The organism is Geodermatophilus sp. SYSU D00758, assembly GCF_054049955.1.
On sequence record NZ_JBJGYK010000007.1, the window covers coordinates 106,952 to 131,013 of the forward strand.

Sequence of the window (24,062 nt, forward strand, 5' to 3'; positions counted from 1 at the left end):
ACAGGTGCTGCTCCGCCGCCTGGGGGTCTTCGCCGGGGGCTTCGACCTGAAGGCGGCAGAGGCAGTCAGCGCGGAGGGCGAGCTCACGGCGGACGCCGTCCTCCCCTCGCTCGCGAGCCTGTGGGAGCAGGCGCTCGTGCGCACCGCCGCGGCCCCCGGTCCCGCCGGGGTTCGCTACGGCTTGCTGGAACCGGTCCGGCAGTACGCGCTCGAGAAGCTCGCCGACAGCGGCGAGGAGGACCAGGTTCGCGCGCGCCATGCCGACTGGTGCCTGACCCTGGCCGAACGGGTCGAACCCGAGCTGAGCGGGGCGGAGCAGAGCCGGTGGCTGGACCTCCTCGACGCCGAGCACGACAACCTCCGAGCCGCCCTGGCCGAGGAACACGGGCGCACGGACCACGACGCCGTGCTGCGGCTCGCAGTGGCGCTGCGGCGGTTCTGGTACGTGCGCGGCCACCTCCGGGAAGGACGCCGGTGGCTGCAGGCGGCGCTGACCGCCTGCTCGTCCGCCCCGCCGCCGCTTCGCGGAGCGGCGCTCGAGGCACTGGGCCACATCGCGGTGAAACAGGGGGACATCGCCGCCGCGGAGAGCTCCTAGGCGCAGGCACTGGCACTCGCCACGACGCTCCGGAGCACCCGTGCGACCGCCGCGGCGACGAGTGGGCTGGCGGTCGTGGCGCTGTGGACCGGCGCGCCCGAGCGGGCGACCCGGCTGTCCCGGCGGAGCGTCGCGCTGTGGCGGCAGACCGGCGACCCCTCCGGCCTCGCGAGCGCGCTCAACGTCGCCGGTCTCGTGGAGATCCAGCGTGGGCGCCACCGGGACGCCGCCGTTCTGCTGGAGGAAGGCCTGGCGGTCTCCCGGGTGGCGGGGGACGAAGGGCTGACGGCAGCTCACCTGGACAAGCTCGGCTGGTGCAGCCTGGAGGACGGCCACCCGGACCGGGCCGCCCGGTTCTTCGGCCGTGCCCTGACCCGCTTTGCCCGGCTGGGGGAGCAGTGGCTGGCCGCCGACTGCCTCGACGGCCTGGCACGCGTCTCGCTCGCCCAGGGCCGGCCGGCGCGGGCGGTCCGGCTGTGGGGAGCCGCCGACGCCCAGTGCGCCGTCATCGGCGCCACCACGCTGCCGCTCGATCCCTCCGTGTACGAACGCCTCACGAGCCGGGCCCGCGCCGAGATGGGCGAGGACGCGTTCGCCGAGGCCTGGGCACAGGGCACCGCCTGAGCCCCGACCGGGTCCTCGACGAGGCGCTCGAGGAGATCGCCGTCGAAGGCGCCGAGCACCCACCGGCAGCACGAGACGACGGGTCGTCCGGCGGCCGCCGCCTCCTTCCCCGCAACCCCGGCGACGGGCCCGGTTGGCGGGTCGGTCCTCAGGTCTGACGGCTCCGGTAGCGGCCGGGAGTGACGCCGATCCTCTTCTTGAACTCGCGGGTCAGGTGTGGCTGGTCGGCGAAGCCGCAGCTCGCCGCGATGTCGGGGATGGGGGTGCCGGTGCGTTCCAGCAGCGCGCGGGCGCGCTCGACCCGTTGGTGGAGGACGAACGCATGCGGGGTGGTGCCGGTCGTGGCCCGGAACGCGCGGACGAAGCGGAACCGGCTGAGGCCGGCAACGGCGGCGAGGTGGTCCAGTGAGATGGTCTCGGCGAGATGGTGGTGGACGTAGTCGCGGACGATGCGCTCCTGCTCGAAGGTCAGTCCGTCGGATCCACCGGCTTCCCGGAACAGGACGTGCGCGTGCTTGCGCAGGATCTGGACGGCGAGTTGGCAGGAGAGCGAGTCGACCATGAGCTTGCTGCCGGCGGCGCCCTGGGCGGCCTCGTGGGCGATCTGCATGACGGTGCGGTGGATCGACGGGTCCGCGGCCTTCACGGTGTCGTGCAGTGCGACGTCGTCCACGTCGCGTTCGTACATCTGGCGGCAGGTCGAGGCGAGCTCGTCCTGCGTCAGGTAGACGTGGACGACCTCGATGTCCCGAGGCCACACCCAGTGCGACTCGACGGCGCGGGTGAGCAGCGAGACGTCACCCGGGCGCAGGTTCTCGGTCGTCCAGCGGGTGTGGACACGTCGGCGCATCGGGGTGGCCCCGCGCCGGTAAGCGATGACCGCGTAGTCGCGCAGCGGTGGAACGGCGACATCCGAAGGCCCGTAGCGGTACCCGCGGACCGACATCCCGTCCCAGCCTGCATCACGGTTGTGGACGGTCAGCCGTCCGGGGACCCAGGTCGGCAGCTGATCGGGGGCTATCAGCTCCTGCGCCATGGTTGGGCCTCCGGTCCGCCCCGCGTCGACACCGACGACCTCTCCCAGGGTAATTCGCGTGGCCGGGATCACGACAGGGACGGCCGTGCGATCTCCGCGTGGTCCTCGACGGACGTCGACGACCGTCGGCCGGAGCCCCTCGCCGCACGTTCCTTCAACTCGCTCGACCGGACGTTCAAGCCACGGAGCGGCATCGCGGGCATCGTCGCGGCATGCCGCTGGAGCACGTCCGTACCGGTGTCGGGCTGCACTACGAGATCAGCGGGGAGGGAGAACCGCTCCTGCTGGTCATGGGGACGTCGGGATCGATCGGCCTCTGGGCGGAGAAGGTGCCTCGACTCGCCGAGCGGCACCAGGTCATCGCCTTCGACAACCGCGGGCTCGGCGGCAGCGAACGCGGCGAGGGGCCCATCACCGCCGCCTCCATGGCCGAGGACGCATCCGCTCTGCTCGAGGCCCTGGAGATCCCGAAGGCGCACGTCGTCGGGTGGTCGCTCGGTTCGGCGGTGGTCCAGGAGATGGCGCTCGCGCACCCGCACCAACTGGCCTCGGCGGTCCTCTACGCCACGTGGGGCCGCTGCGACGGCTTCCAGCGCAGCATCTTCACCGCGCTGCGGCACCCGTACGCGACGCGGGACATGGACGCCGCGCTGGTGGTCGCCGGGCTCGCCTTCTCGCCGCAGATCCTGGACCACCCCGACTTCCTGCAGCTCCTGGAGCCCATGGCGCCCTTCTTCCCGCAGGACGAGGAGCAGATGGCGGTCACCACGGAGCAGTGGGACGCCGACCTGGCGCACGACACGCTCGACCGCCTCGGTGACATCAGCGCGCCGACCCTCGTCGTCGTGGGTGAGCAGGACCTGCTGACCCCGCCGTGGCAGTCCAGGGCCGTGGCCGACCGGATCCCCGGCGCCCGGTACGAGCTGATCACCGGGCCGGGCTCCAGCCACTGCCTGCACCTCGAGCGGCCGGGGGACCTGGTGGGCGTCGTCATGGACTTCCTCGCCCAGCACCCGGTCGATAGCTCGTAGCCGCGCCCCGGCACCGCAGCGCCGAGGGCCGGGTCACCCGTTCGCCGGTGAGACCGCGCAGCACCACCACTTCCGAACCACCACGCCACAGAGGGGGAGCCATGGACACCGAGGTCTACGAGGTCGCCATCCTGGGAGCCGGCCTGGCCGGGCTGGGCATGGGGATGAAGCTGAAGATGGCCGGCGAGGAGTCCTTCGTCATCCTGGAGAAGGAGGACCGCGTCGGCGGCACCTGGCGTGACAACAGCTATCCCGGCGCCAGCTGCGACGTCCAGTCACACCTGTACTGGTTCTCCTTCGACGAGCAGCCGGACTGGAGCCGGGTGTTCGCCTTCCAACCGGAGATCCAGGCCAACATCGAACGGCTGGTGGCCCGCCGCGGCCTCAACCACCACATCCGGCTCAACGCCGAGGTGACCGAGGCGGTGTGGTCGGAGGACAGGGGGCACTGGCTCATCACCACCCTCACCGGTGAGCAGGTGCGGGCTCGAGCCTTCGTGGCGGCGTGGGGTCAGCTGAACCGGCCGAGCTTCAAGGGCATCGAGGGCCGGGAGCACTTCGACGGCGTCTCGTGGCACTCGGCCCGGTGGCGGCACGACGTCGACCTCGCGGGCAAGCGGGTGGCCAGCATCGGCAACGGTGCCAGCGCCGTCCAGTTCATCCCGGAGGTCGCGGAGGTCGCCGGTCACCTGTCGGTCTTCCAGAGGACGCCGAACTACTGCGTGCCCCGGCTGGACCGGCCCTACACCGCGGAGGAGCGCCGGCTGTTCCTGGAGGATCCGGCCCGCCTGCAGGAGAGCCGGGACGCCTTCTACTGGGAGCACGAGGGCTGGATCGGCGCGATGAAGCTTGAGGACAACCCGGTCGCGCAGGAGTTCACCCGGATCGCGCGGGAGCACCTGGAGTCCCAGGTCCCCGACCCCGACCTTCGCGAGAAGCTCTGGCCGAAATACCCGATCGGCTGCAAGCGACTGCTGATCGCCGACACGTTCTACCCGGCTCTCATGCGGGACAACGTCGAGCTCGTCACCGAGCGCATCGACCGCATGGAGTCCGCCGGCGTTCGGACCGCGGACGGCCGCCTGCACGAGATGGACGTCATCATCTACGCCACCGGGTTCGAGACCCTGTCCTTCATCGGACACGTCGAGATCATCGGGCGATCCCCGAAGAGCTGGCCGCCGCGCCGTGGCGAGGGTGTTTCCCTGCGGGACGCCTGGCGGGAAGCACCCGAGGCCTACCTCGGAATGACCGTGTCGGGATTCCCCAACCTGTTCATCCTGTACGGGCCCAACACCAACCTCGGACACAACTCGATCATCGCGATGCTCGAGTGCCAGTTCGACTACGTCCTGAAGGCCCTGGAAGCCGGCAAGCAGAAGGGCGCCGCGCTGGACCTCAAGCCCGACGTGCTCGAGCACTACAACGCACACTTGCAGGACGAGCTCCGCAACAGCTCCTTCGCCGGGAACTGCAACAGTTGGTACAAGACGCCGGACGGCCGGATCACCAACAACTGGTCCGGCAGCGTGGAGGACTACCGCAAGCGGACCGCGGAGCTCGACCTCGCCGAGTACGAGCTGGTGTCGGCGGACGCCTGACCGGGACCGCGACGCCCTTGGACGAAGCCGCAGGTCGCACAGCTGGTCGGCAGCACCGCTGCGGACCTGCCGCTCTGGCGACCCGGCTGGTCGCCCCGACGTCGGCGCGGGCGGCGACTGCCGACCCGAGGCCGAGATGGACGGGCCGCTCACCCGGGTGCTGGCCGAGCGGACCGCCGCGGTCGGCTCACGGCCGCCCGGGTGCGCCGACCACCTGGGCTTCGAGGCAGGTCACCCGGCATCCGTGGCGGCATCCACGTCGCTCTCGCTCATCTGCCCGAGTTCCCACTGGTGGAACGTCTGCCCCGACCACTGGCCCCGCATCTGGACGTCCCGGCCGTGGTCTCCGTCGAGCACGCCCAGCCCCACCTCCTGCAGCTCCTGCTGGGCTGCCTCGGGCTCCATGCCGATGGCGTTGTGCAGGTCGTTCTGCAGGTCCCGGGGCAGGGCGTCCATGAAGTCGGCCATGCGCTCGGCCCGGATCTCGACCTGCTCGCCGTGGTCGCCGGTCACTGCGTTGCGGAGGATCTGCTGCACCTCGTCGGCCGCGGTGTCGACGTCCGCGTCCTCCGACTCCGCGAAGACGTCCTGCGCTGCTTCGGTGGCCGGGTCAGCCGCGTCCTGGCTGCCCGGGCGGCATCATCGGCCGCCCGGCGTGCCGCGCCGACCGCCACCTCGATCGCCTGTGTCGCCTCGGCTCGTGCCCGGGTCACCGAGAGGGATCTCCCCGGTCTCGACCAGGTACCTGGCCACCTCCCGCAGTTTGGTGTTCCTCTCCTGCGACAGCCGGCTGAGGATCCCGAAGGCCTGGTCCGCGGTGATCCTGAGTCGCTCCATGAGGATGCCCTGAGCCTGACCGATGAGCCCCCGGGTGCGCATCGCCGTGCGCAAGTGCTCCTCCATCCTCCCCCGGGTGACCGCGACCGCCGCCTGCGCGGCGAAGGCGAGGGCGTCGCTGCGGGTCGCTCCGTCGAACCCCCGCACGTGGGGTGAGAAGAGGTTCAGCGCCCCGAGGCTCTCGTCCTCGTCGACGAACAACCGCAGGGAGAGGACGCTGCGGAGGCCGGTCTCCGCGGCCACTCTGGTCGACCAGTCCGGGTACTGGCGGTCGACGACCAGGTCGTCGACGCCGGAGGTCGCCTGCTTCCAGATGGCGTCCAGGCACGGCCCCTCGCCGAGCTGGTACTGCAGCTGATCGGCCCGTACCGCCCGCGCATCGGTCGCCGCCGGCGTCTCCACGTCCCGGCCCCGGCGGACGAGCGAGACGCTGACGCTGAGCTCGCGACCCAGGTTCTCGGCGACGAACGCAGCCACCCGCTGCACGACCTGCGCCAGGTCCGGCTGCCGGGTCAGCTCGCGCGCGAGTGCGGCCATCCGGTCGGCCCGGTCCCGCCCCTCGGCCATGAGGGCTCCTCACACCGATCACCGCGGTCCGCCGGATCGGCAGGACTGCGGGCCTTCGCTGATGGCGCGGCGGGCTCGGCGCGTGCTGTCGGCTTACGTCGTTCCCGGTCCCGGGAATGTCTCGCCCGGCCAGGGCACTCTGTCACGAGGTCGAAAGGTGGCCGGTGCGCAGGCGTCACGGACGTGACCGGCAGGCGGACGGTGCAGCGCACCGATCCGTGCGTGTCCCGGGCAGAGGCCGGCGCCGGCTCAGGCAGCGGACTCCACGATCGTGGCGACGAGGAAGGTCTCGTCGTCCCAGCGGTCGAGCCGTTCCGGCGCGACCCCCAGCTCCAGCTGGTCCACGACCACCTCGGCGTCGAAGTCGTCGACCGGGGTGACCGCGATGACCAGGTGCTCCCCGGCCGCGGGTTCGGTTCCGGTGTCGCGGCTGGTGACCACGAGGACCGGGTCCACCCGCTCCCCCGCCGGTGAGGTCACGGCGAATGCCCGCGAGCCGATGACCTCGACGACGTCCACGAGAAGGGTCATCTCGATCCCCGTGTAGGCGTCCAGGTCCTCGTGCACCCTCTCGTCGAGCAGACCCGCGTAGGCGTCGTCGATGTCGTCCGGACCGCGTATGTCCGGCACCTCGACCGGGCTGTACGGCGCCAGTGCGTTGTCGTCGTCGAGACCGCCACAGGCGGTGACGCCGAGTCCGGTGGCGGCGAGCAGTGCCGTCAGGACGCGGGCCGTCGGCCCCCGGTGTGCATGAGCAGGCACTGCTGGGACTCCTCTCCGAGGTCACCCGGTCGGCGGCTGCCGCTGGTCACGCACCCCCCAGGGTGGGCTCGGTCACGGTGTGCCCGGGCCATGGCCGCCCACCCGGCTCCGGGCGCTACGTCACCCAAGCGTCATGTCGCGCGCTCCACGCGGGGGAGCCGATGCTCGGGTCAGCCGCCCGCCCGGTCGCGGCGTGCCGGTGTCCTCGTCGTCGTCCCCCAGACCCCCGGTCCCGGTCGGTGCTGTCGGCCTCCTCGTCCCGTCGAGCTCCTCACGCGAGCCGTCCTCGTCGGCGTCACGTCGGGATCGATCCGGTGGCGCAAGGGGGCCGATGTCACCCCACGGCCGGCTCGTCCGCTCCCGGCGGTCGGAGCGTGCGGAGCGATCTCCGGATGTTCTCCACGATCCCGCTCGCGACGAGGAGGTCCTCATCGGTCGTCGCCCTCGTGCGACGCAGCTGCGCTGTCAGCGTCCTCAGTGCGTCACATGCCCGTTCGGCCGCCACCGGATCCGGTTCCTGCCCGTCCACGCTCCGCAGTAGCGGGGCGAGGCTGCCCAAGGCCTCAGCCACGGGGAGGCGCAGGGATGGTCCCAGTGCCATTCGTTCCCTCCCCGCGACGTCGGCCTCGGTCAGGAACTGCGTGATGCTCGCGACCAGGAAGGCCAGCCGCTGCAACGCTTCGGCCTGTCGCCGCTGGCGCTCCAGGGAGTCGCGGAACCGACCCGCGATCCGGTTGCCCCTTCGCGCCTCCGCCGCTCGGCTCACAGCCTCGCGCGCCTGTGCGACCACAGGGTCGATGGCGTGCACGTGGGCATCCCACTCGCCGGGGGTGGGGGCACCTCCCTGTCGGAGGCCGGCGACGAGGTCCTCCAGCTGATCGGCGAGGGTCGTCCGCAGCCGGTCCAGGGCTGCGCTCGCGGGCGCCAGCGGCAGGGGTGGGAACGCAGTGATCAGAACCAGCCCGATCAGTGCACCCAGCAGGGTCAGCCCGGCGAACCCAGCGACGTAGTGCAGCGGGTGTTCGTTCCCGAGGACCAGCACGAACAGTCCCGATGTGGGCAGCCACGCGGCTCCGCTGCCCAGTCGCTTCCATCCGCCCAGGAGAACGCCGATGCCCACGACGGCGGCCATCGTGGCCAGGTTCCGCCCCAGCAGCGACTCGATCCCGAGTGCCACCGCGGCGCCGAGGGCGATGGCGGTGACGGTCTGCGCCGACTGCTGCGCCGCCCCGGCGATCGTCGTGGACGTGGCGATCACGGCGCCCAGGGGCGCGTAGTAGGGGTAGTCCGCCGCGAAACCCGGTAGGACCTGCACGAATCCCCAGGAGATGGCGGCTGCGACAGCGGCCCTGACGGCGAGCCCGAACCGGGGATTCGTCGCGAGCCTTCGTGCCGCTTGCCGCGACCAGCGCGTTCGGCGCCCACTGCGCTCGGGTTCCTCGCTCACGACGCGGTCCGTCTCCATGCAGTGCGTCTCCTGGCGGCGCCGAGCGCTGGTTCGCCCGGTCGGTCGACGACCGCGCCGGCCGGTGCGAGGCAACCTGGCGGGCCGGTCGGTGTGCACGCATCCGAGGGGACCCCTCCCACCGCTCGCCCCCGCAGGTCTCCCGGTCCCGCCGTCCTCGTGCCTGCTGCACGAGCCGACCTGCGCGACCCGTTCTCCGCCACCCCCCAACCGTGTCCACGCGCTCCCTGCCGCGTCCGCTCGGTCGGTCCTTCGTCACGCGTTCGACACGCCTCCGGTCGTCCGGGAGGCAGCGTCGTTGCGGTGGGGTGACAAGCGGGGCCCCCCGTGCGCGGGCTCGTCCTCACCGGGCACCTCCCTGGCCGACAGGACCAGGTGCCGGACGTCCTCCAGCGGCTCGGCCGCAGGTGGCGCCCGGCCGACGAGGAGGAGACCCCGTGTCGACCGTCAGATCTCCGATCACCCGCATGCTGGGCGTGCCCGCGCTCGCCCTGTCCCTGACCTTCGGACTGGCGGCCTGCGGCGACGACCCCGAATCGGCGGTGACCCTCGAGGACATCAACGAGGAAGGCGCCGAGGACCTCGGGGGGGTCCAGTCGCTGGAGGACGAGGTCAGCGAGGAGGACATCGCGAACGCTCCCGAGGAGGAGAGCGAGACCGCCCTCTTCGACGCGACGCCCGGCACTCCCGTGACCGTCGAGGGCAAGATCGTCGAGGTGCTCAACCCGCAGGCCTTCGTCATCGGGCAGGGGGACCGGGCGACCCTCGTCGTGCGGCCGGTCCCCGACGGCGTCGCGCTGCTCCCCGGGTACACCGCGCAGGTCACGGGCACGGTGGGCACGTTCGTCCTGCTGGAGGTGGAAGCGGAACTCCAGGCCGATCTTCGCGACGCGGAGTTCGAGGTCTTCGAGGGCGGGCCCTACGTCGCCGCGGTCGACGTCAACCTCCTCGACGAGGACTGAGCGGTGAGGGACCGGCGTGGTCGCGGGTCAGTGCGGATCGGCGCCCGGGCTCCCGTCGGGGACGCAGGGGTCGGTCATCGCTGAGCAGGCGGCGTGCGGTCGGGGCCGGGGGTGTGGCCACCGGAACCGGCTGGGAAGCGGTCGGTCGGGGCGGACACGTCCGCGGTGGGCAGGAGCAGCACGAAGCGGGCGCCGCCGCCGGGGCGGTCCTCGATGCGCAGGTCACCGCCGGCCAGACGGGCGTGCAGGCGGATCAAGCCGAGTCCCAGGTGGCTGCCGCCGGTGGTGGAAGCGGTGGAGGTGCCCATCAGATCGGTGAACAGCCTCTCCCGGCGGTCGGCGGGTACGCCCGGGCCGGCGTCCTCGACGGTCACCCGGGCCTCCTCCGGGGTTCCGGCGACGTGCACGGCGGTCGCGCCGCCGGCGTGCCGGTCGGCGTTGTCCAGCAGGTTGGCCAGGATCCGGCGCAGTCGCAGGTGGTGGATGGTCACCAGCAGCTCGGCCGCACCGGGGCCGGGCTGCACCGGCACCGTGCGGCGGTGCCTGCCCACCGTCTCCACCACCTCCGGCAGCAACGCGGTGGCGCGGGTCGACGGAAGCTCGGCGCGGGCCAGGTCCAGCAGCTCGAACAGCAGGCGCTCCTGCCGCTGCAGCTCGTCACCGAGCAGGTCGAGCGCTTCCTGACCGGCCGGGTCCAGCTGGCTTCGCTGACCCAGCAGGAAGTCCTCGGCCGACCGGGTCACGGTCATCCCGGATCGAAGGTCATGGGCGAGCAGAGCCACCACCGACCGCGTCTGCGCCAGCCGGTCGAGGGCGCGTTCCCGGTCGGTGGCGGCCAGCAGGGCCAGGCCGGCCAGCGCGGCGAACGCCGATCCGGTGATGCCGCTGTGCGGGGTCAACGCGCCCGCCGTCGTGGCGGATGCGTTGAGCGAGCCGGCCACCCCGGAGCCATCGGGCAGCGGCACGCTGAGCATGGCCCGCACGGGTAGCCGCGCGGCGCGGGCGGTGAACCGCGGCCAGCGCGTCTCGGTCGCGACATCGCCGACCAGGACGGTGTCGCCGGTCAGGCTCGCGGTCACGCAGGGACCCTCGCCGGTCCGGTACTGGACCTCGTCGACCTGCCGGGCCAGCGGCCCGCTGGCCGCCGCGGTGACCAGCCGACCCGCCGCCGGCACGGTGACCGAGACGTGTTCGGCGCCCGGCATCATCGCCGGCGCCAGCAAGACCACCTGCGACAGCACGGCGACCCGGGTCCGCGCCGCGGCCAGCCGCTGCGCGGCACCGTTCAGCTCCGCTGGTCCCACGGTGAACCCGGGTCCGGACACGTCCGCGCTCCTTCGGTCGAGAGCGGGGCCTTCGAGGAGTTCCCCGGCCCGGTGGGGAACCACGGCATCGGCCGACTCGCCAGTGATCCGGATGCCGGGTCGCCACCTTCGCCACCCGGTCACACGCGCCGCGAGCCTCGCTTCGACCCGCCCGGATGCTACGCCCACGAGCGGCACCGGCTGGGGGCAGGGTCGGCGGACCCCCTGTGCCCCGACGCACCGGCCGGATGACGTCCCCGCGGGTGGTGCAGGTCCAGGTCACCGTTCCCGTGGGGATCCACCGATCGCAGCGTGCGGGCCGTCGCCCGACCAGCTGTGCACACCGACGAACTCCCGACCGGCCCGCGCCGGCCCGCGCAGCCCCCGGTTGCGGCGCCGGCTCGGGTGGCATGACCGCCCGGGGGCTGCCGGGGGGAGCCGACCGGTTCAATAGGCGCCGGCGAGGGGCCGAAGGTCCAGCTCCAGGTCGGCGCCGTCGCCGCCGACGACCTCCACGCGGGTCACGTCCCCGGCCGGCAGGACGAGCTCGGTGATCACCGAGCGCCCGTCGGCGCCGAAGACCTCCAGGGAGTTGCGGTCCCGCAGCACGTGCAGCGTGATCGGGTCCTCGGCGCCGGTCGGTGCCACCGGCGTGGGGCCGGGGAAGGTGGGCGCCACCTCGAGGTTGCCCTCGTCGGGTCGCTCGACGAGGAAGCCCTCGCCGGGCAGCACCCGGACGGTGGCGGCGACGTCCCCGGACTCCAGCAGCAGCCGCAGCTCGACGGGCGAGCCGGCGCCCGCGCCGAGGGCGAGCCGGGCCTCGAAGGCGTCGAGCTCGTCCGGATCGAGCTCGGCCAGGGCGTCGGTGAGCTCGCCGGCCGAGCCGGTGGCGGTGACCTCACCGGTGCGCAGGGCTTCCAGGTCACCGGCCGGCTCCTGCGCCAGCCGGGGCCCGTCAGGGGTCGGGACCAGGGACAGCTCGCGGGCCAGGGTCATGCTGCCGCGCCAGGGATACGTGGGCACCTGCGGGGCGTACAGCCAGTCGTTGAGCCAGCCGAGCCACAGCTGGCGGCCCGGTTCGTCCACGCCCTCGGCGAAGGTGGTGGCGCAGTAGAAGTCCCTGCCGTAGTCCACCCACAGCGGGGCGGCGTCGGGCTCGTCGGGGACGAAGGTCGTGCCGTCGAACCGGCCGACGAAGTACTGCCCGCCGGAGCCGCCGGCGACGTGGCCGGGGTTGAGGTCGACCTTCATCACCCAGCGGGTGTCCTCCGTGCCTTCCACGGTGAGCGGGAACAGGTCGGGGCACTCCCAGATGCCGTCGACGGCGCCGGCCGGACCGAACTCGCTGAGCGGCTCCCACGCCAGCAGGTCGGGGGAGCGGTACAGCAGCACCTGCCGCTCGATGGGCAGCACGACGACCATCACCCACGAGGCGGTGGGCTCGTGCCAGAAGACCTTCGGGTCGCGGAAGTCGGTGAGCCCCAGGTCGAGGACCGGGTTGCCCTCGTACTTGGTCCAGGTGCGACCGCGATCGGTGCTGACCGCGACGTCCTGGGTCTGGATCGTCCGCTCCCCGAGGTCGCGGTGGGTGGTGTAGATCGCTACGAGGCACGCGCCCGGCTCGGCCTCGGCGCACAGCCCGCTGGTGTCGTCGCGGTCGACGACGATGCTGCCGCTGAAGATCAGCTCGGCGTCGGTGGGGGCCAGTGCGACCGGCAGCGGCTGCCAGTGGACGAGGTCGGTGCTGACCGCGTGCCCCCAGCCGATCCGGCCGAAGTCGACGCTGTAGGGGTTGTACTGGAAGAACAGGTGGTACTCGCCGTCCACGCGGACGAGGCCGTTGGGGTCGTTCATCCACCCGAACGGCGGGGACCAGTGGAACTGCGGTCGCAGCTCCTCGGTGTACAGACCGAGCGCCGGGGAGGGGAGCTGCTCCAGGGGCGGGGTCTGGGTGGTGGCGGCGGGAACCGTCCCGTCGTCCGCGCTCGTGCAGCCGGTCAGGAGCGCCAAGGCCACCAACGGGGCGGCCCGGCGCCCGGGGCGCACCCTCACGACTGCGACTCGAGCATGGTGTGCTGGCCGACGATCCGGATGTCGAACAGCGGCCCGGGGGTGCCGCCGAAGTGCTCGCGCTGCCACTGCCGGGACTGCTCGCCGATCTCGGACAGCGACACGTCACCCAGGTTGACGTAGTTCACGTAGTTGAGGACGTTGCCGCCGGGCAGCACCAGGAAGCTGTACAGCTCCTGCGGGGCCTCCGCCGGGTTGGCCAGCACCAACCCGTTGTCGTTGAGCGGCAGGTAGTGCCCGCGCACGGACGCCGAGTCGGCCACGAAGCCGTACAACCCGGCCGGTGCCTCGATGTCCTCGGCGAAGCTGAACCCGTGCGTGGTGACGAACAGGTAGTACCGCCCGTCCTGCACCACGATGTGCGGCCGCTCGAGCTGGCTGTTCGTCCCGGTGGCGTTGAGCAGCGCCGGCAGCGTCCGCCAGGTGCCGTCGGACAACCGCTCCGCCGCGCCGACCACCGCGGCGTGCGACCCCTCGTACAGCGCCGAGGACGCCGCGAACAGCAGGTACTCCCTGCCGGTCCTGGGATCGAGGAACCAGAACGGGTCGCGGAACACGTAGGGCCCGTTGCCCCGCCGGCTCATCTCCGCCGTCACGTAGTACTCGCCGTCGGCGGTCAGGATGATCTCGTGCGGCGCGAAGTCGCTGAAACGCACGCCGTCCCCGGTCACCACCTGCGCGCTGGTGGCGGCGATCTCCTGGCGGGACTCGGCGGCCGGGTCCTCGAACTGGTCGGCGTCGTCGTAGCGGGCGTCGTCGGGGAGGTTCCCGCCGAGGGCCGAGTAGTACATGGTGGCCCGGCCGGTCGCGGGGTCGTAGACGGTGCTGCCGGCCCACTGCCGCTCCCCGAGCGCGGTGCCCTCGGGGAACACCGGCCCGCCCTCGATCCACTCCTCGCCGCGGGTGAAGTAGTAGCTCCACTGGGCCAGGCCGTGCCGCTCGCCCGGGATGTTGCCCTCCCGCGGAGCGGTCAGCGCGACGAGGACGACGTAGCCGTCCACGACCGCGACCTCCCCGGTCGGGGTGCGCATCGGCCAGTTGTCCCAGACGTAGGCGTCGGTGTCGATCAGATCGGGGATCTCGACGACCGGCAGGGTCGTCGTCCCGTCGGGCGTGATCCCCCGGGCCGAGGACTCCAGCCACACGCTGGTGAACGCGCCGTCGAACTCGTAGCCCTCGGGCAGGCCGGGCTCGTCCTCGACCAGCGCCCCCCCGCCACCGGGGTCCTCCCCGGCGGTGGTGGGCTGGGGTGCCCCGGGCTCGGGGCCCTGGTCACCCTGCCCGTCCGGGGACGGGCCGGCGGTGGGCGGCGGCGAGGGCGCCGGGGAGGGCGGTTCGGGCGCCTGGGCGGACGCGGCGGTCGCGGGCCCGGCGAGGGCCACCGCCGTGGCCACCAGCAGCGCAGCGGTCTTCCGGGTGGTCATCGCGGCACCTCCGGCAGCGCCTGCTCGAGGATCGGGATGCCCGGTCCCGGGGTCGTCGGCTCCTGCGGCACGGGTGTCGGCTCCGGTACCGGCGGCCGGTCCTCGTCACCCAGCGGGGTGAGCGCATCGGCGATCCACGCCCGGTCCTCCGTCATCTGCAGCTCGAACATCGGGGCCGGTTCGCCGATCCAGCCGCCCGGGTACTCGTCGCTGTCCGGGTCCCCGGCGTTGTTGAGGTAGGCCATGACGTGCCCGGAGGGCAGCACCAGCCACGAGTAGGCCTGGGTGGGTGCCGTCGGCGGGTTGCCGGCGACCAGGCCACCCCCGTTGAGCGGCCGGTAGCCCGCCCGCCAGTCCGGACCGTCGGTGACGAACCCGTAGAGCCCCTCCGGGCCCGCGTACGCCGGCGCGAACGTGAACGCGTGGGTGGTGAAGTACAGGTAGACGTGGTCGTCGCGGAACACCAGGTGCGGCCGCTCCAGCTGGCTGTTCACCTGGTCGGCGGCGAGGATCGGCTCCTCCAGCTCCCAGGAACCGTCCTCGGTCCGGTGGCCGACCCCCACGACGCCGTTGTGCGGGCCCTGGATGAACGTCGCGTTGCCCACGAACAGCAGGTACTCGTCGCCGGTGTCCGGGTCGGTGAAGACCCACGGGTCACGGAAGCCGTAGATGACCGCGTCCGGGTCGAACTGCTGGAACGTCTGGTAGATCTCACCGTCGGGTTCCAGGATCACCTCGTGCGGCGCCCAGTCGGTGAAGGTGACGCCCTCGTCGTCCACCACGACCTGCGCGCTGGTGAGCGCGATCTGCTGCAGCACCGGCGGGCGGCCGGCGGCCGGGTTCCCCGGCGCGAAGTCCTCCGGGTAGGACGGCGGCTCGGGGTTCGGCGACGGGGGACCGGCCTCGGGCGACGGTGCGCCGCCCTCGCCCGGCGTCTTCCCGACGGCGGTGTAGTAGAAGCTGGCGCGCCCGGTCTGCTGGTCGTAGCGCACCGAGCCGGCCCACTGCCGTGCGCCGAGGGCGTCGTCGCCGAACAGGTAGCCGCCGTCGATCCAGCGGCCGTCCTTGGTGAAGTAGTAGCGCCACTTGGCGACGGTGAAGAAGGCCTCGCCGTCGCCCGGTGTCCGGTCGGACGCCAGGGTGACCCACACCTCCCAGCCGCCCGGCAGGGTCGTGATCTGCCCGTCGTCCATGTTGCGCATCGGCCAGCTGTCCCAGAGGAAGTGCTCCGGGTCCAGCAGCTGCTCGGGCGGCACGTAGAGCGGGATGGTGGTCCGCTCGGTGCGGTTCTCCGCGATCCCCTCGACCGCGTCGATCGTCCACAGCGAGACGTCCTGGCCGCTGACCTCCACGGTCGGCACCCCGGGGTCGTCGGTGCCGGCCGTCGGCGGGCCCTGCTGCTCCGCCGTCGGGGGCTCGGAGGTCGGGCCCGGCGGTTCGGCCGTCGGGCTGGGCGGTGTCGGTTCGGGCGACGGGGAGGCGAGCGCCGTGCCCCCGGCCACCAGCCACGCCGTCACCAGAGCCACCACTGCGGCGCTCCGCCGGCGGATCACCGCGTGCCTCCGGGGGCGACCTCGAGCGCGAGCACCGCGGAACGCCCGGTCCAGGCGCCGAGGGCCTGGTCGTCGAGCTCCAGGCCCAGCTGCTCCTCGAACATCGCCTCGTCGAACGTCCGCACCTTGCCGGTCACCTCGACCGTCTGCCCGGGCTCCAGTGGGATCCCGGCCTGGTGGACCACGAGCACGGGATCCCCGGAGGTCTCCGACAGTCCCTCGGCCACGAAGGTCTGATCGGTCAGGACCTCGACGACGTCGACCGGCTCGGTCACGGTGGGCCCGGGCGGCGTGACCGCGGGAGCGTCCTCCTCGACCGCGGCGTCGAGCTCGGTCTCCTCGGCCCCGGCGCCGGTCGTACCGGCGCCGGCCGAGGTGTCCTCGTCGGCAGTGCAGGCGGTCGTACCCGCGGCGATCAGCAGAGTGGCCAGCAGCCAGGCGGTCCGGCGGGGACCGCAGCGTCCGTTCATGGAACCCTCGAGAGAACGAGGAGGTTGGAACGGGACTGATTCCGGCGCCCCACTACCCGGGCCCTCGATGAGCGCAACCGCGGGCACCGCGACCGTCACACAGCCGTAACTCCAGCGGACCGGCCCCGGTCGGGGGCCTGGAGGAGCAGGCGGCCGGAGGATGGCGTCATCCGGGCCGCCTCGTCGCGATGACGATCAGACCGCCGGTGCGGGCGGTCCGTGACGCCGGTCCGCCGGTCGGTGACCGCGGTCACGCGGATCCGGGATCCGTGTGGCCGGGACGGGTCGATGCGGGGCCCGCAGCTGACGACCGCGGTGGCGGCCTGCCCGGGGTGATCTCCCGGTGCCGGTGGTCGACCGGATCCCGGTGCAGGCCACGCGGATCCGCGCCGAGCCAGGCGCCACGGCCTACCCTCCCGGTGACCCGGTAGGCCGTGGCGACACCGCACCTCCTCGACCCGGCCCCCTCTACGACGGCAGTTGGTCGTCGGGGACGTCGAGCTGGGTGGCCAGCTCGATGGCGCCGCAGGTCAGTGCGTCCTGGACCAGCAGGTGACATCGCTGGGCTCGGGACAGGACGTCGTCGCCGACCGGCTCCTGCCGTCGGGTGTCCCGCAGTTCGGCGCACAGCCGCCGGCTGTCGCGTTCTGCTTCGGCGAGCAGGTGGGCGAGGCGGCGGGCGCGCTCGGCCGGCCTCGGCCCCGCTCGGCCCCCGGTCCCCGCCTCGGCGGGGCGGGAGTGGGGGCGGTCGGCGATCCGGACGGCCAGCAGCGTCACGTCCTCGTGCCGTTCGGGTTCGACCAGCTCGTCGAGGACCCCCTGGCAGAGCGCGGAGGGGGTGGCCGTGCCGGGCACGGTGGCGAGGGTGTCGGCGACCATCTCGATCGCCTCCCCGGGACCGACCTCCCGCTCCTCGGTGAGGCCGTGCAGGAGGCTGTCGGTGTAGAGCAGCAGCGTGGCGCCGGCCGGCAGGTCGGTGGCCGCCTCCGACCGTGGTCGGTGCCCCTGCGGGGGGACGCCGATCGGGCCGGACGCCGCGCCGGCCAGTCGGGTCACCGCGCCGTCGGGACCCCGGAGCAGGGGTGGGGGGTGCCCGGCGTTGCCGTAGAGCAGCAGCGCCCCGCCGGTGTCGACGACCAGCCGGCCGTAGAAGACCGTCGCCTGCTCCGCCAGCCGGAACCCCTCGACCAGCCGGTCCATGCGGTCGAGCACCAGGGAGGGGCTGGCGCCCTCGTAGGCGTAGGAGCGCAGGACGCTGCGCAGCTGCCCCATCGTCGCCGCCGCGGTGCCGTGGTGGCCCACGGCGTCGCCGATGACGAGCCCGACCGCGCCGTCGGGCAGCGGGAACAGGTCGTGCCAGTTCCCACCCATCCGGTCGGCGCGGACATCGGCCACGTGCCGCACCGCGGAGGCCAGCCCGGGCAGGGCCGGTAGCTCCGGCAGCAGGCTGCGGCGCAGTTCCTCGACCACGCGGTGCTCGACGGCCCGGCGGCCCTCCTCGGCGTGCCGCTGCTGCAACTGGTCGAGGATCACCGCTCCGTGGCGGGCGAGCGTCCGCGCGGTGCCGCGGGGACCGTCGCCGAACGAGCCCGGCCGCCCCGCGTAGACGTTGAGCGCGCCGATGACACCGTCGTCGGCGCGCAGCGGCACCGACAGCGAGCTGCTCACCCCGGTCGACCGGGCCAGCCGGGCCAGGTCGGGCCAGCGCCGGTCGACGGCGTAGTCGTGGCAGGTGATCTCCTCGCCCGCGCGCAGCGCCGTCAGGCAGGGGCCCTCGCCGTCGCGGTACTGCACCTCGTCGAGGAGCCGGGCGGACTCGCTGGTCAGTGCGACGGTGTGGACCTCGCCGTCGATGGCCAGGGACACCCCGACCCCCAGGCAGCCGGGAACGGCCTCGGTCGCCAGCGACGCGACGTCGGCCAGCGCCGCGTGGGCCTGCTCGGCCACGGGTCGGGACACCCCGGCCACGTCCACCCGCACGCTGCGCGATCCGCCGGTCGACGTCACGGCCCGACCACCTCCCGGGCGTGCTCCGCCGGCCTCACGGCGCTCAGTCCAGGCAGGGGGCGGTGCCGGTCCGTGGCGCACCGGGGGCCGGCCCCCGCGCACCGCCGGCCAGCGGGACCCGTGCGGCGTCCGACCCCCGGTCGGAGGCGAGGACGTGCCCGTCCAGGCGCAGCCGGGACAGCGCTCGGACCAGCGCCGGCGGCGCGCCGACCAGCGTCATCCGCCGGTCGTGCCGCAGCGCCCGGCGGTAGGTGGCGCCGATGGCCCGCAGCCCGGAGTGATCGCATGCGGTCAGCCCGGTGACGTCCACCGTCCAGCGGCCGGCACCGGCGCGCACCAGGCTCGGGACGGCGGCGAGGAGCAGGTGCGCGGTGCGCGCGGTCAGTGCTCCGGCCAGCTCCATGCGGCCGGTGACGAGATCGATCCGGACGAGGAACGTGGGGGTGCCCGCGGGGCGCGGTCCACAGGGGGAGGAGGAAGGGAGGGGCAAGCGATCACCTCTGCCGGCGAGCACGGGGCGCGGCCCGGTGCGGGCCCCCCGACGCGCTGCCTGCCGGTGAGCGGTCGGGCCGTGAGCTCGACCCGGGGCCAGGCTATCCGGACGCGGCACACTCCCCGTAGGACCGGACGGCCCCCTCCGATGCGAGTCCTCCGGTGCACTCAGTCCTCCTCGGATGCAGGCGGAACCGTCGGCGGCGGTCCGGCCGTCCGGTGCACCGCCGTACGCCGGGCTCGCCCCGGGACGGCGGTGCGGACGGCGGGCGCGACGTGAGTGCCGGCCACGGTCATCGCCTCCGGTCCTGCTCCGAGGGGCGCCGGCCCGGCACGGGGGAGGCCGGGCCGGCGCCTCTCCCACGGTGAGCGGGACGGCAGTCCGTCGACCACGTCCGCCGGTGCTCGTCAGGGAGACGTCACATCGACCGCTCGCCCCGCTGGCGCCAGATGACGAGCCCGCGACTCGGTCGGCAGGGCCCGAGCGGGCAGCCGGGCACCCTGGCCGGGGCGCTCGCCCGACCGGCGATCCGGCCCGACGGCGGCGGACCCTACGCCGCGCGGTCGGCCTCCGACAGCCGGGACCTCTCGTGCCGACGTCCCCACTGCAACACCAGGAGACCCGCGACCAGCGAGCCCAGCATGCCGGCGAAGAGATCGACGATCGTGTCGGTGTAGCCGACGATCATGCCCGCGGGGCTGATCTGCTCGACCACCCACTCGTAGAACTCCCACAGGGTCGCTGCGGCCAGCCCGACCGCCGTGACCCACACCACCGGAGCCCAGGGGCGGAGCCGCTCGGGCGGGGCGACCACGGTCGGCATGAGACGCCAGTGGACCAGCGCGAAGTAGGACACGGCAGCCAGGCTGCCCGGCGTCAGGAAGTGCACCAGCACGTCGAACCAGCTGAAGTCCCGGTACCAGTGCTGCACCGACGCCCAGGTGGCCAGCAGCAGGAAGGTCGCGAAGGCCGCGGCGAAGGACGGTGGGACGTCGGAGGCGCGGGGCAGGTACATGAGCACCGCGACCCCGGCGAAGCGGAGGGCCGCCTCCCAGTCGCCGACCACGCCCTTGCCCACCGCACTGGCCAGGGCCAGCAGTATCGCGAACGCGAAGATCGCGCGCCCGACCGAGCGAGCGTCCATCCCACCTCTCCTCTGCTGTCCTGATGGCGACGGGCGACCGGGCGCGGGGCTGCCACGTCCGCAGGTCTCCGGCCCGACGCCCCCCCGGGGCGGTCCTCGTCATCGCAGCCCCGCCGTACCGCTTCACGCGGGTGCTCCTGCAGCGGAACACCCACCCGTGTCGCCGTTCCGTCGCGGCCATCGATGCGGCCCTCAGCTTCGTGTCGGTTCGCGAGGAGACCGGGCGGAGGAGGTCGAAGGACTCCTCGGCGGTGAGCCTCAGGCGCTCCCTGCCCTGCTGCTGGGCCGGGCGGTCCCACCTCCGGCAGAAGACCGCGGTCGGTCGGTTCTCACTGTCGGCCGTCCCGAGACGATCTGTCAACGATCCATGCGGTCCCCGGGTGCAGCGGAGCCGTGGACAGCCCCCCGTTGCGGGAGGTCCTCGTTCCTCTCGCGCCACATGCGTCCCGTCTCTGCGACGGGGGCCGAGGCCGGCAGCCGCCCGCGCGCCGCCGGAGCGGACCGGTGGCAGCAGCCGGTGGCGGTGCCCGTCCGAGCCGTGTGGCGTGTGCCTTGCGCTTCGGTGTCAGCAGTGGGTCACGACCGCTGAGCCCCCGGGTGCAGGGGCATCGACGGTGCACGGTCCGGCGCCCGCCGGCGCCGCTCGGCACCACACCTGCACGAGGAGAACGCCATGCGTACGTCTTCACGCCGATCCGTGGCGGCCATCGACGCCGACCTCCACGACAACCGGACCGTCAGGAGGGCGGCGCTGACCGAGCTGGCCGTGCTGCGGCGACGTCAGGCCGAGCTCGCCGACATCGAGGCCGAGCTCGTCGTGGCCGTCGGGTTGCGCGGCCGGCGCATCGACGCACTGCTCGATGAACGGCTGGGAGCCGTCCGCGAGGACGCCGGACAGCGTCACGCCGCATCTGCCGTCGGGTACGCCGCCGGCGTCCGCTGAGGACCGGCGCGGGCGCCGGTTCCCGCAGGTGCCCACGGCCGCGGCGGACCCCCGCCAGCCGGGAAGCGACGAGGAATGTTGCACCAGCCTTGCGGATGGATGTCGGAAGCGTCGCCGCCCGCGTCCACGGGAGTCCCTCGGGCAGGCAGGCGGTGCCCGAGGAGGCGGCGCTGCACCACGCAGCGCTCGGTGACGAAGAGGAGAAGCTATGAGCACGAGCCGGCGCCTGACCGCACTCCATGGTCGGGGTCCCGCACGCGCGGCTGCGGCCCTCGTGGCGGCCGCCATCGGCATGGGCGGGCTTGCCGCCTGTGGTGACTCAGCCGGTCCGGAGGCCGGGGGCGTCACCACGGAGGACCTCCAGGGGATCCAGGACGACATCGGTGCCCTCGACGACCGGGTCGGCGCCCTGGAGGACGGTGTCGGGGACGCCGACGCACCGGTGGACCCGGTGCCCCCGGTCCCCGAGGACGAGGCGGGGGTCTTCGAGGATGCGCAGGCCCTCATCGGCCAGGAGGTCACCGTCAGCGCCGCGGTGTCCGAGGTGCTCACCACGACCGATGTGGGCAGTGCCTTCCGCATCGCCGACGAGACGGGCGAACCGATCGCGGTCATCTCGGCCAACCCGCCGGCCGAACTGGACGTCGACGACGTCGTCCGGGTCTCCGGCACGGTGGTGCAGGTGCAGCGGGACACCTTCGAGCAGGACTTCGGCATCGCGGCCGATGGGCTCTTCGACGACGCCGAGGCCTTCTTCTCCGCGTTCGAGGGTGAGGCCGCCATCGCTGCCGACCAGCTGGAGGTCCTGCAGGAGCAGAGCGGGGGGTGACGCGAGGTCTGCTGGTGCCCCGCAGACGGCCGGCCGGGTCTCGATCCGCACGGGACGGTCTACGCGGCCTGCCCCTGCGGGCACCTCGGGGTGCCGTGGCCGTCGCGACGGCGACGCGTCGTGCGGTGGCCGTCGCGACGGCGACGCGTCGTACAGCGGCCGGAGGTCCTCGACAGCCCACCTGCCGAGGAGCGGGTCGGGTCCGTTCCTCGACGACCGGCGGGCAGGGCCCGGTACGGGTCGGTGACGTGACCGGTGGTCGTTGCACGGGCGTTACGCCTCGATGACGGACCGTCGGGGTCCTGGATGGCGGTGTCGGAGTCCGGGCACAGCGGGTCCGGCACCGAATGGTCCCCGGCCCACCGCCGGTCGTCCGAAGGAGAGTCATGAATCCCAGCCCCCTGCCCAGCCGTCGGAGCAAGTGGCGTTCTGCTGTCGCCGGCATGGCCGTGGCCGCATCGGCCTTCACCGTCGCCGCCTGCGGTGAGGAGCCCGTCGAGGAGGAGGGCGTCGTCGAGGAGGAGGGCGTCGGCGAGGAGGAGGTCGGCGAGGAGGAGTCGTCGGAGGACGAATGAGAGACCTCCGGCACGGGTGACGAGGGGACCCCTCATCCGCCGCGGGGTCCGGCAGCGGCGGCCCCGGCCCGAGCCCTCGAGCCGGCACGGAGGAGAGATCATGGCCACGGACGCCTGCTGGCCGGCTCCTCCTGCGGCGCGCACGGCGCCGGGCCGGAACGGCGGACGGGCTGACGGCCTGGCGCCTGCTGTTCATCCCCTCCCCTGATCGCCGTCATCACGGGCGCGGTGGACCTCACCGACCGGCTCGGAGCGCGGGTGGGTCGCCGATCGCTGCTGGGGTGCGTCTGGTCCTGGCCGCGGTCGGCCCTCCTCGCCGCCGCTGACCCGGCCGCCGGACCGGAACCGCCCGGCGCGCCACACCACGGGAGGCACCCGGTTCCATCCAGGCAGGGTGCCTCCTCCCGTGGGCGGGAGAACGAGGGGAGGCGGCGAGCAGGGGTGCAACTGGTCGCCGGGACGGGCCGCGCCTTCGCCGGAGCGCTCCTGTTCGCCATGCCCCTCCTCATGACCATGCAACTGTGGCGGATGGGGCTGGCTGTGGACCGCTACCGGCTGGGGCTGCTGCTGGCGGCGACCGTCGTCCTGGTGATCGGCCTGTCCCGTCAGCTGGGCGGCGCCACCCGACGACCGGGCTGGCCGGGGTGTCTGGCCGACGCGGGCGTCGCGTTCATCATGGCTGTGCTGGCCGCCGCCGTCGTCCTCACCGCGCTGGGCACGGTGGCCTGGTGGCAGGACTGGCGGGACGCGCTGTCCATCGTGGTCATCGGGGCCCTGCCGGCGGCGGTGGGCGCCTCGTACGCCCGCAGCCAGCTCGGCACCGCCAGCGAGGGGCCCCGGGGGAGCGGTTACGGCCACGAGCTGTTCCTCATGGCCGCCGGCGCGGTCGTCTTCGCGGCCAACGTGGCCCCGACGGAGGAGATCCTCCTGCTGGCCGCGGAGGCCACCGCGTGGCACGGGCTGGCACTCGTCGCACTGAGCCTCGCGCTCATGCACGGTTTCATGTACCGACGGGGCTTCCCGGGGTCAGGAGGCGCACGGTCGGCCGCTGCGGTCCTTCCTGACCCTCACCGTGGTCGGCTACGCGATCGCCGTGGCTGTCTCCGCCTCCCCGCTCTGGACGCTGAGCCGGTTCGACGACACGGGCTGGTCCGCTGTGGTCCTGGAGTCCGTGGTCCTGTCCCTGCCGGCGTCGATCGGCGCCGCCGCCGCCCGGCTGATCCTGTGAGGACCACGTGGACGCATCGAGGAGCACCCCCGAAGACCGGGACGGCTCGACCAGCCCCGGTGAGTACCTCGTCGGTGCGCTCGGCGGTCTCCTGGTCCTGGCCCTCGTCGGCTTCCTGACCTACCAGGCCCTGGGCGTCCGCGAGACCGGGCCGGAGCTGGCCGTCGTCGTGACCCGTCTCGACCGGAGCGCGGCCGGCTGGACCGTGTACTACGAAACCGTGAACACCGGTGGACGGACGGCCGAGGCCGTGCAGATCGGCGGCACCCTCGTCCGTGACGGCCGCCCGGTCGAGCAGGCGTCGAGTTCCATCGCCTACCTCCCTCCGCACAGCTCCCGCGTGGGGGCGCTGGTGTTCTCCACCGACCCGGGAAGCGGCGAGCTCCGCGTGGGCACGCGCGGCTACCGAGTCCCCTGAGCGCGGCGGTGGGCGTCTCCGGCCGGTCCTGGACGCCGGGGGAGGGGCACGGCGACGCAACGGGCCGGCGAGCTCAGCGCCCCGGCCGGACCCGACGGCGCGCCCCCCGGCCTGCCTGGGG

Annotated in this window: 22 protein-coding genes and 1 pseudogene; 10 read left to right on the plus strand and 13 right to left on the minus strand. The window is 73.4% G+C overall.

The features are described 5' to 3' along the window. Positions 1 to 4 precede the first annotated feature (4 nt). Entirely contained in the window at positions 5 to 598 is a 594-nt protein-coding gene (locus ACI8AC_RS07265) for a hypothetical protein (protein ID WP_456896631.1), read from the plus strand. 9 nt (positions 599 to 607) lie between these two features. Then, complete coding sequence (locus tag ACI8AC_RS07270; protein ID WP_456896767.1) at positions 608 to 1,222, plus strand: tetratricopeptide repeat protein; 615 nt, start codon at positions 608 to 610, stop codon at positions 1,220 to 1,222. A gap of 148 nt (positions 1,223 to 1,370) precedes the next feature. On the opposite strand, the gene ACI8AC_RS07275 is transcribed toward ACI8AC_RS07270, so the two are convergent. Beyond that, the gene (locus ACI8AC_RS07275) at positions 1,371 to 2,330 is read right to left on the minus strand and encodes a helix-turn-helix domain-containing protein (protein WP_456896633.1); all 960 of its coding nucleotides are present in this window, start codon (positions 2,328 to 2,330) and stop codon (positions 1,371 to 1,373) included. A 140-nt stretch (positions 2,331 to 2,470) separates the two neighbouring features. Here ACI8AC_RS07275 and ACI8AC_RS07280 point away from each other — a divergent pair, with 140 nt between their 5' ends. Both ACI8AC_RS07280 and ACI8AC_RS07285 read left to right on the plus strand, forming a co-directional pair. Then, positions 2,471 to 3,289, plus strand: coding sequence for an alpha/beta fold hydrolase (locus ACI8AC_RS07280; RefSeq protein WP_456896635.1), 819 nt, complete (start codon positions 2,471 to 2,473; stop codon positions 3,287 to 3,289). Between the two features lie 101 nt (positions 3,290 to 3,390). Beyond that, positions 3,391 to 4,890, plus strand: a complete 1,500-nt coding sequence (locus ACI8AC_RS07285) for a flavin-containing monooxygenase (protein WP_456896637.1) — start codon at positions 3,391 to 3,393, stop codon at positions 4,888 to 4,890. A 231-nt stretch (positions 4,891 to 5,121) separates the two neighbouring features. Here the strand turns inward: ACI8AC_RS07285 and ACI8AC_RS07290 are convergent, their stop codons facing one another. The 4 genes from ACI8AC_RS07290 to ACI8AC_RS07305 all read right to left on the minus strand — a co-directional run bounded on the left by ACI8AC_RS07290 (position 5,122) and on the right by ACI8AC_RS07305 (position 8,521). After that, positions 5,122 to 5,427: a hypothetical protein gene (locus ACI8AC_RS07290; protein ID WP_456896639.1), complete on the minus strand. Its 306-nt coding sequence runs from the start codon at positions 5,425 to 5,427 to the stop codon at positions 5,122 to 5,124. 102 nt (positions 5,428 to 5,529) lie between these two features. Continuing rightward, entirely contained in the window at positions 5,530 to 6,294 is a 765-nt protein-coding gene (locus ACI8AC_RS07295; RefSeq protein WP_456896641.1) for a GAF and ANTAR domain-containing protein, read from the minus strand. A gap of 249 nt (positions 6,295 to 6,543) precedes the next feature. Further along, a complete protein-coding gene (locus ACI8AC_RS07300) occupies positions 6,544 to 7,056 on the minus strand; it encodes a hypothetical protein (RefSeq protein ID WP_456896643.1) in 513 nt (170 codons plus the stop codon). Between the two features lie 334 nt (positions 7,057 to 7,390). Next, positions 7,391 to 8,521 carry an FUSC family protein gene (locus ACI8AC_RS07305; protein WP_456896645.1) on the minus strand — a complete coding sequence of 377 codons (1,131 nt, stop codon included), beginning with the start codon at positions 8,519 to 8,521 and terminating at the stop codon, positions 7,391 to 7,393. Between the two features lie 437 nt (positions 8,522 to 8,958). Between ACI8AC_RS07305 and ACI8AC_RS07310 the strand changes: the two genes are divergently transcribed. Then, positions 8,959 to 9,483, plus strand: a complete 525-nt coding sequence (locus ACI8AC_RS07310) for a hypothetical protein (RefSeq protein ID WP_456896647.1) — start codon at positions 8,959 to 8,961, stop codon at positions 9,481 to 9,483. Between the two features lie 74 nt (positions 9,484 to 9,557). Here the strand turns inward: ACI8AC_RS07310 and ACI8AC_RS07315 are convergent, their stop codons facing one another. The 8 genes from ACI8AC_RS07315 to ACI8AC_RS07350 all read right to left on the minus strand — a co-directional run bounded on the left by ACI8AC_RS07315 (position 9,558) and on the right by ACI8AC_RS07350 (position 19,948). Further along, positions 9,558 to 10,808 carry an ATP-binding protein gene (locus ACI8AC_RS07315; RefSeq protein ID WP_456896649.1) on the minus strand — a complete coding sequence of 417 codons (1,251 nt, stop codon included), beginning with the start codon at positions 10,806 to 10,808 and terminating at the stop codon, positions 9,558 to 9,560. Positions 10,809 to 11,234: 426 nt separating this feature from the next. After that, positions 11,235 to 12,839: a GH32 C-terminal domain-containing protein gene (locus ACI8AC_RS07320; RefSeq protein WP_456896651.1), complete on the minus strand. Its 1,605-nt coding sequence runs from the start codon at positions 12,837 to 12,839 to the stop codon at positions 11,235 to 11,237. Beyond that, positions 12,836 to 14,281 (minus strand): glycoside hydrolase family 68 protein, encoded by a 1,446-nt coding sequence (locus ACI8AC_RS07325; RefSeq protein ID WP_456896653.1) that lies wholly within the window; start codon positions 14,279 to 14,281, stop codon positions 12,836 to 12,838. The genes ACI8AC_RS07320 and ACI8AC_RS07325 overlap by 4 nt, the downstream gene beginning before the upstream one ends. After that, positions 14,278 to 15,798 (minus strand): glycoside hydrolase family 68 protein, encoded by a 1,521-nt coding sequence (locus ACI8AC_RS07330; RefSeq protein WP_456896655.1) that lies wholly within the window; start codon positions 15,796 to 15,798, stop codon positions 14,278 to 14,280. Before ACI8AC_RS07330 ends, ACI8AC_RS07325 begins: the two co-directional genes overlap by 4 nt. 32 nt (positions 15,799 to 15,830) lie before the next feature. After that, entirely contained in the window at positions 15,831 to 16,304 is a 474-nt protein-coding gene (locus tag ACI8AC_RS07335) for a hypothetical protein (RefSeq protein ID WP_456896657.1), read from the minus strand. Positions 16,305 to 16,772: 468 nt separating this feature from the next. Beyond that, the gene (locus tag ACI8AC_RS07340) at positions 16,773 to 18,311 is read right to left on the minus strand and encodes a PP2C family protein-serine/threonine phosphatase (RefSeq protein ID WP_456896659.1); all 1,539 of its coding nucleotides are present in this window, start codon (positions 18,309 to 18,311) and stop codon (positions 16,773 to 16,775) included. A gap of 43 nt (positions 18,312 to 18,354) precedes the next feature. After that, positions 18,355 to 18,801 (minus strand): STAS domain-containing protein, encoded by a 447-nt coding sequence (locus tag ACI8AC_RS07345; RefSeq protein WP_456896661.1) that lies wholly within the window; start codon positions 18,799 to 18,801, stop codon positions 18,355 to 18,357. A gap of 553 nt (positions 18,802 to 19,354) precedes the next feature. Further along, positions 19,355 to 19,948 (minus strand): hypothetical protein, encoded by a 594-nt coding sequence (locus ACI8AC_RS07350; RefSeq protein ID WP_456896663.1) that lies wholly within the window; start codon positions 19,946 to 19,948, stop codon positions 19,355 to 19,357. A 673-nt stretch (positions 19,949 to 20,621) separates the two neighbouring features. Here ACI8AC_RS07350 and ACI8AC_RS07355 point away from each other — a divergent pair. From ACI8AC_RS07355 to ACI8AC_RS07375, 5 genes and pseudogenes are all read left to right on the plus strand, one after another. Continuing rightward, entirely contained in the window at positions 20,622 to 20,891 is a 270-nt protein-coding gene (locus ACI8AC_RS07355) for a hypothetical protein (RefSeq protein WP_456896666.1), read from the plus strand. Positions 20,892 to 21,099: 208 nt separating this feature from the next. Next, a complete protein-coding gene (locus tag ACI8AC_RS07360) occupies positions 21,100 to 21,720 on the plus strand; it encodes a hypothetical protein (RefSeq protein WP_456896668.1) in 621 nt (206 codons plus the stop codon). Positions 21,721 to 22,106: 386 nt separating this feature from the next. After that, a complete protein-coding gene (locus ACI8AC_RS07365) occupies positions 22,107 to 22,295 on the plus strand; it encodes a hypothetical protein (protein WP_456896670.1) in 189 nt (62 codons plus the stop codon). Between the two features lie 513 nt (positions 22,296 to 22,808). Continuing rightward, positions 22,809 to 23,523 (plus strand): annotated as a pseudogene (locus tag ACI8AC_RS07370) (DUF2391 family protein). A gap of 7 nt (positions 23,524 to 23,530) precedes the next feature. Beyond that, positions 23,531 to 23,941: a hypothetical protein gene (locus tag ACI8AC_RS07375; RefSeq protein WP_456896672.1), complete on the plus strand. Its 411-nt coding sequence runs from the start codon at positions 23,531 to 23,533 to the stop codon at positions 23,939 to 23,941. The last annotated feature ends 121 nt before the right edge of the window (positions 23,942 to 24,062 follow it).

What these genes read in the sequence shown, in the direction of transcription:
- ACI8AC_RS07355 (WP_456896666.1), top strand. Translation starts at nt 20,622, where the DNA reads ATGCGTACGTCTTCACGCCGATCCGTGGCGGCCATCGACGCCGACCTC.
- ACI8AC_RS07360 (WP_456896668.1), top strand. Translation starts at nt 21,100, where the DNA reads ATGAGCACGAGCCGGCGCCTGACCGCACTCCATGGTCGGGGTCCCGCA.
- ACI8AC_RS07365 (WP_456896670.1), top strand. Translation starts at nt 22,107, where the DNA reads ATGAATCCCAGCCCCCTGCCCAGCCGTCGGAGCAAGTGGCGTTCTGCT.
- ACI8AC_RS07325 (WP_456896653.1), bottom strand. Translation starts at nt 14,281, where the DNA reads ATGACCACCCGGAAGACCGCTGCGCTGCTGGTGGCCACGGCGGTGGCC.
- ACI8AC_RS07295 (WP_456896641.1), bottom strand. Translation starts at nt 6,294, where the DNA reads ATGGCCGAGGGGCGGGACCGGGCCGACCGGATGGCCGCACTCGCGCGC.
- ACI8AC_RS07285 (WP_456896637.1), top strand. Translation starts at nt 3,391, where the DNA reads ATGGACACCGAGGTCTACGAGGTCGCCATCCTGGGAGCCGGCCTGGCC.
- ACI8AC_RS07305 (WP_456896645.1), bottom strand. Translation starts at nt 8,521, where the DNA reads ATGGAGACGGACCGCGTCGTGAGCGAGGAACCCGAGCGCAGTGGGCGC.
- ACI8AC_RS07350 (WP_456896663.1), bottom strand. Translation starts at nt 19,948, where the DNA reads ATGGACGCTCGCTCGGTCGGGCGCGCGATCTTCGCGTTCGCGATACTG.
- ACI8AC_RS07280 (WP_456896635.1), top strand. Translation starts at nt 2,471, where the DNA reads ATGCCGCTGGAGCACGTCCGTACCGGTGTCGGGCTGCACTACGAGATC.
- ACI8AC_RS07335 (WP_456896657.1), bottom strand. Translation starts at nt 16,304, where the DNA reads ATGAACGGACGCTGCGGTCCCCGCCGGACCGCCTGGCTGCTGGCCACT.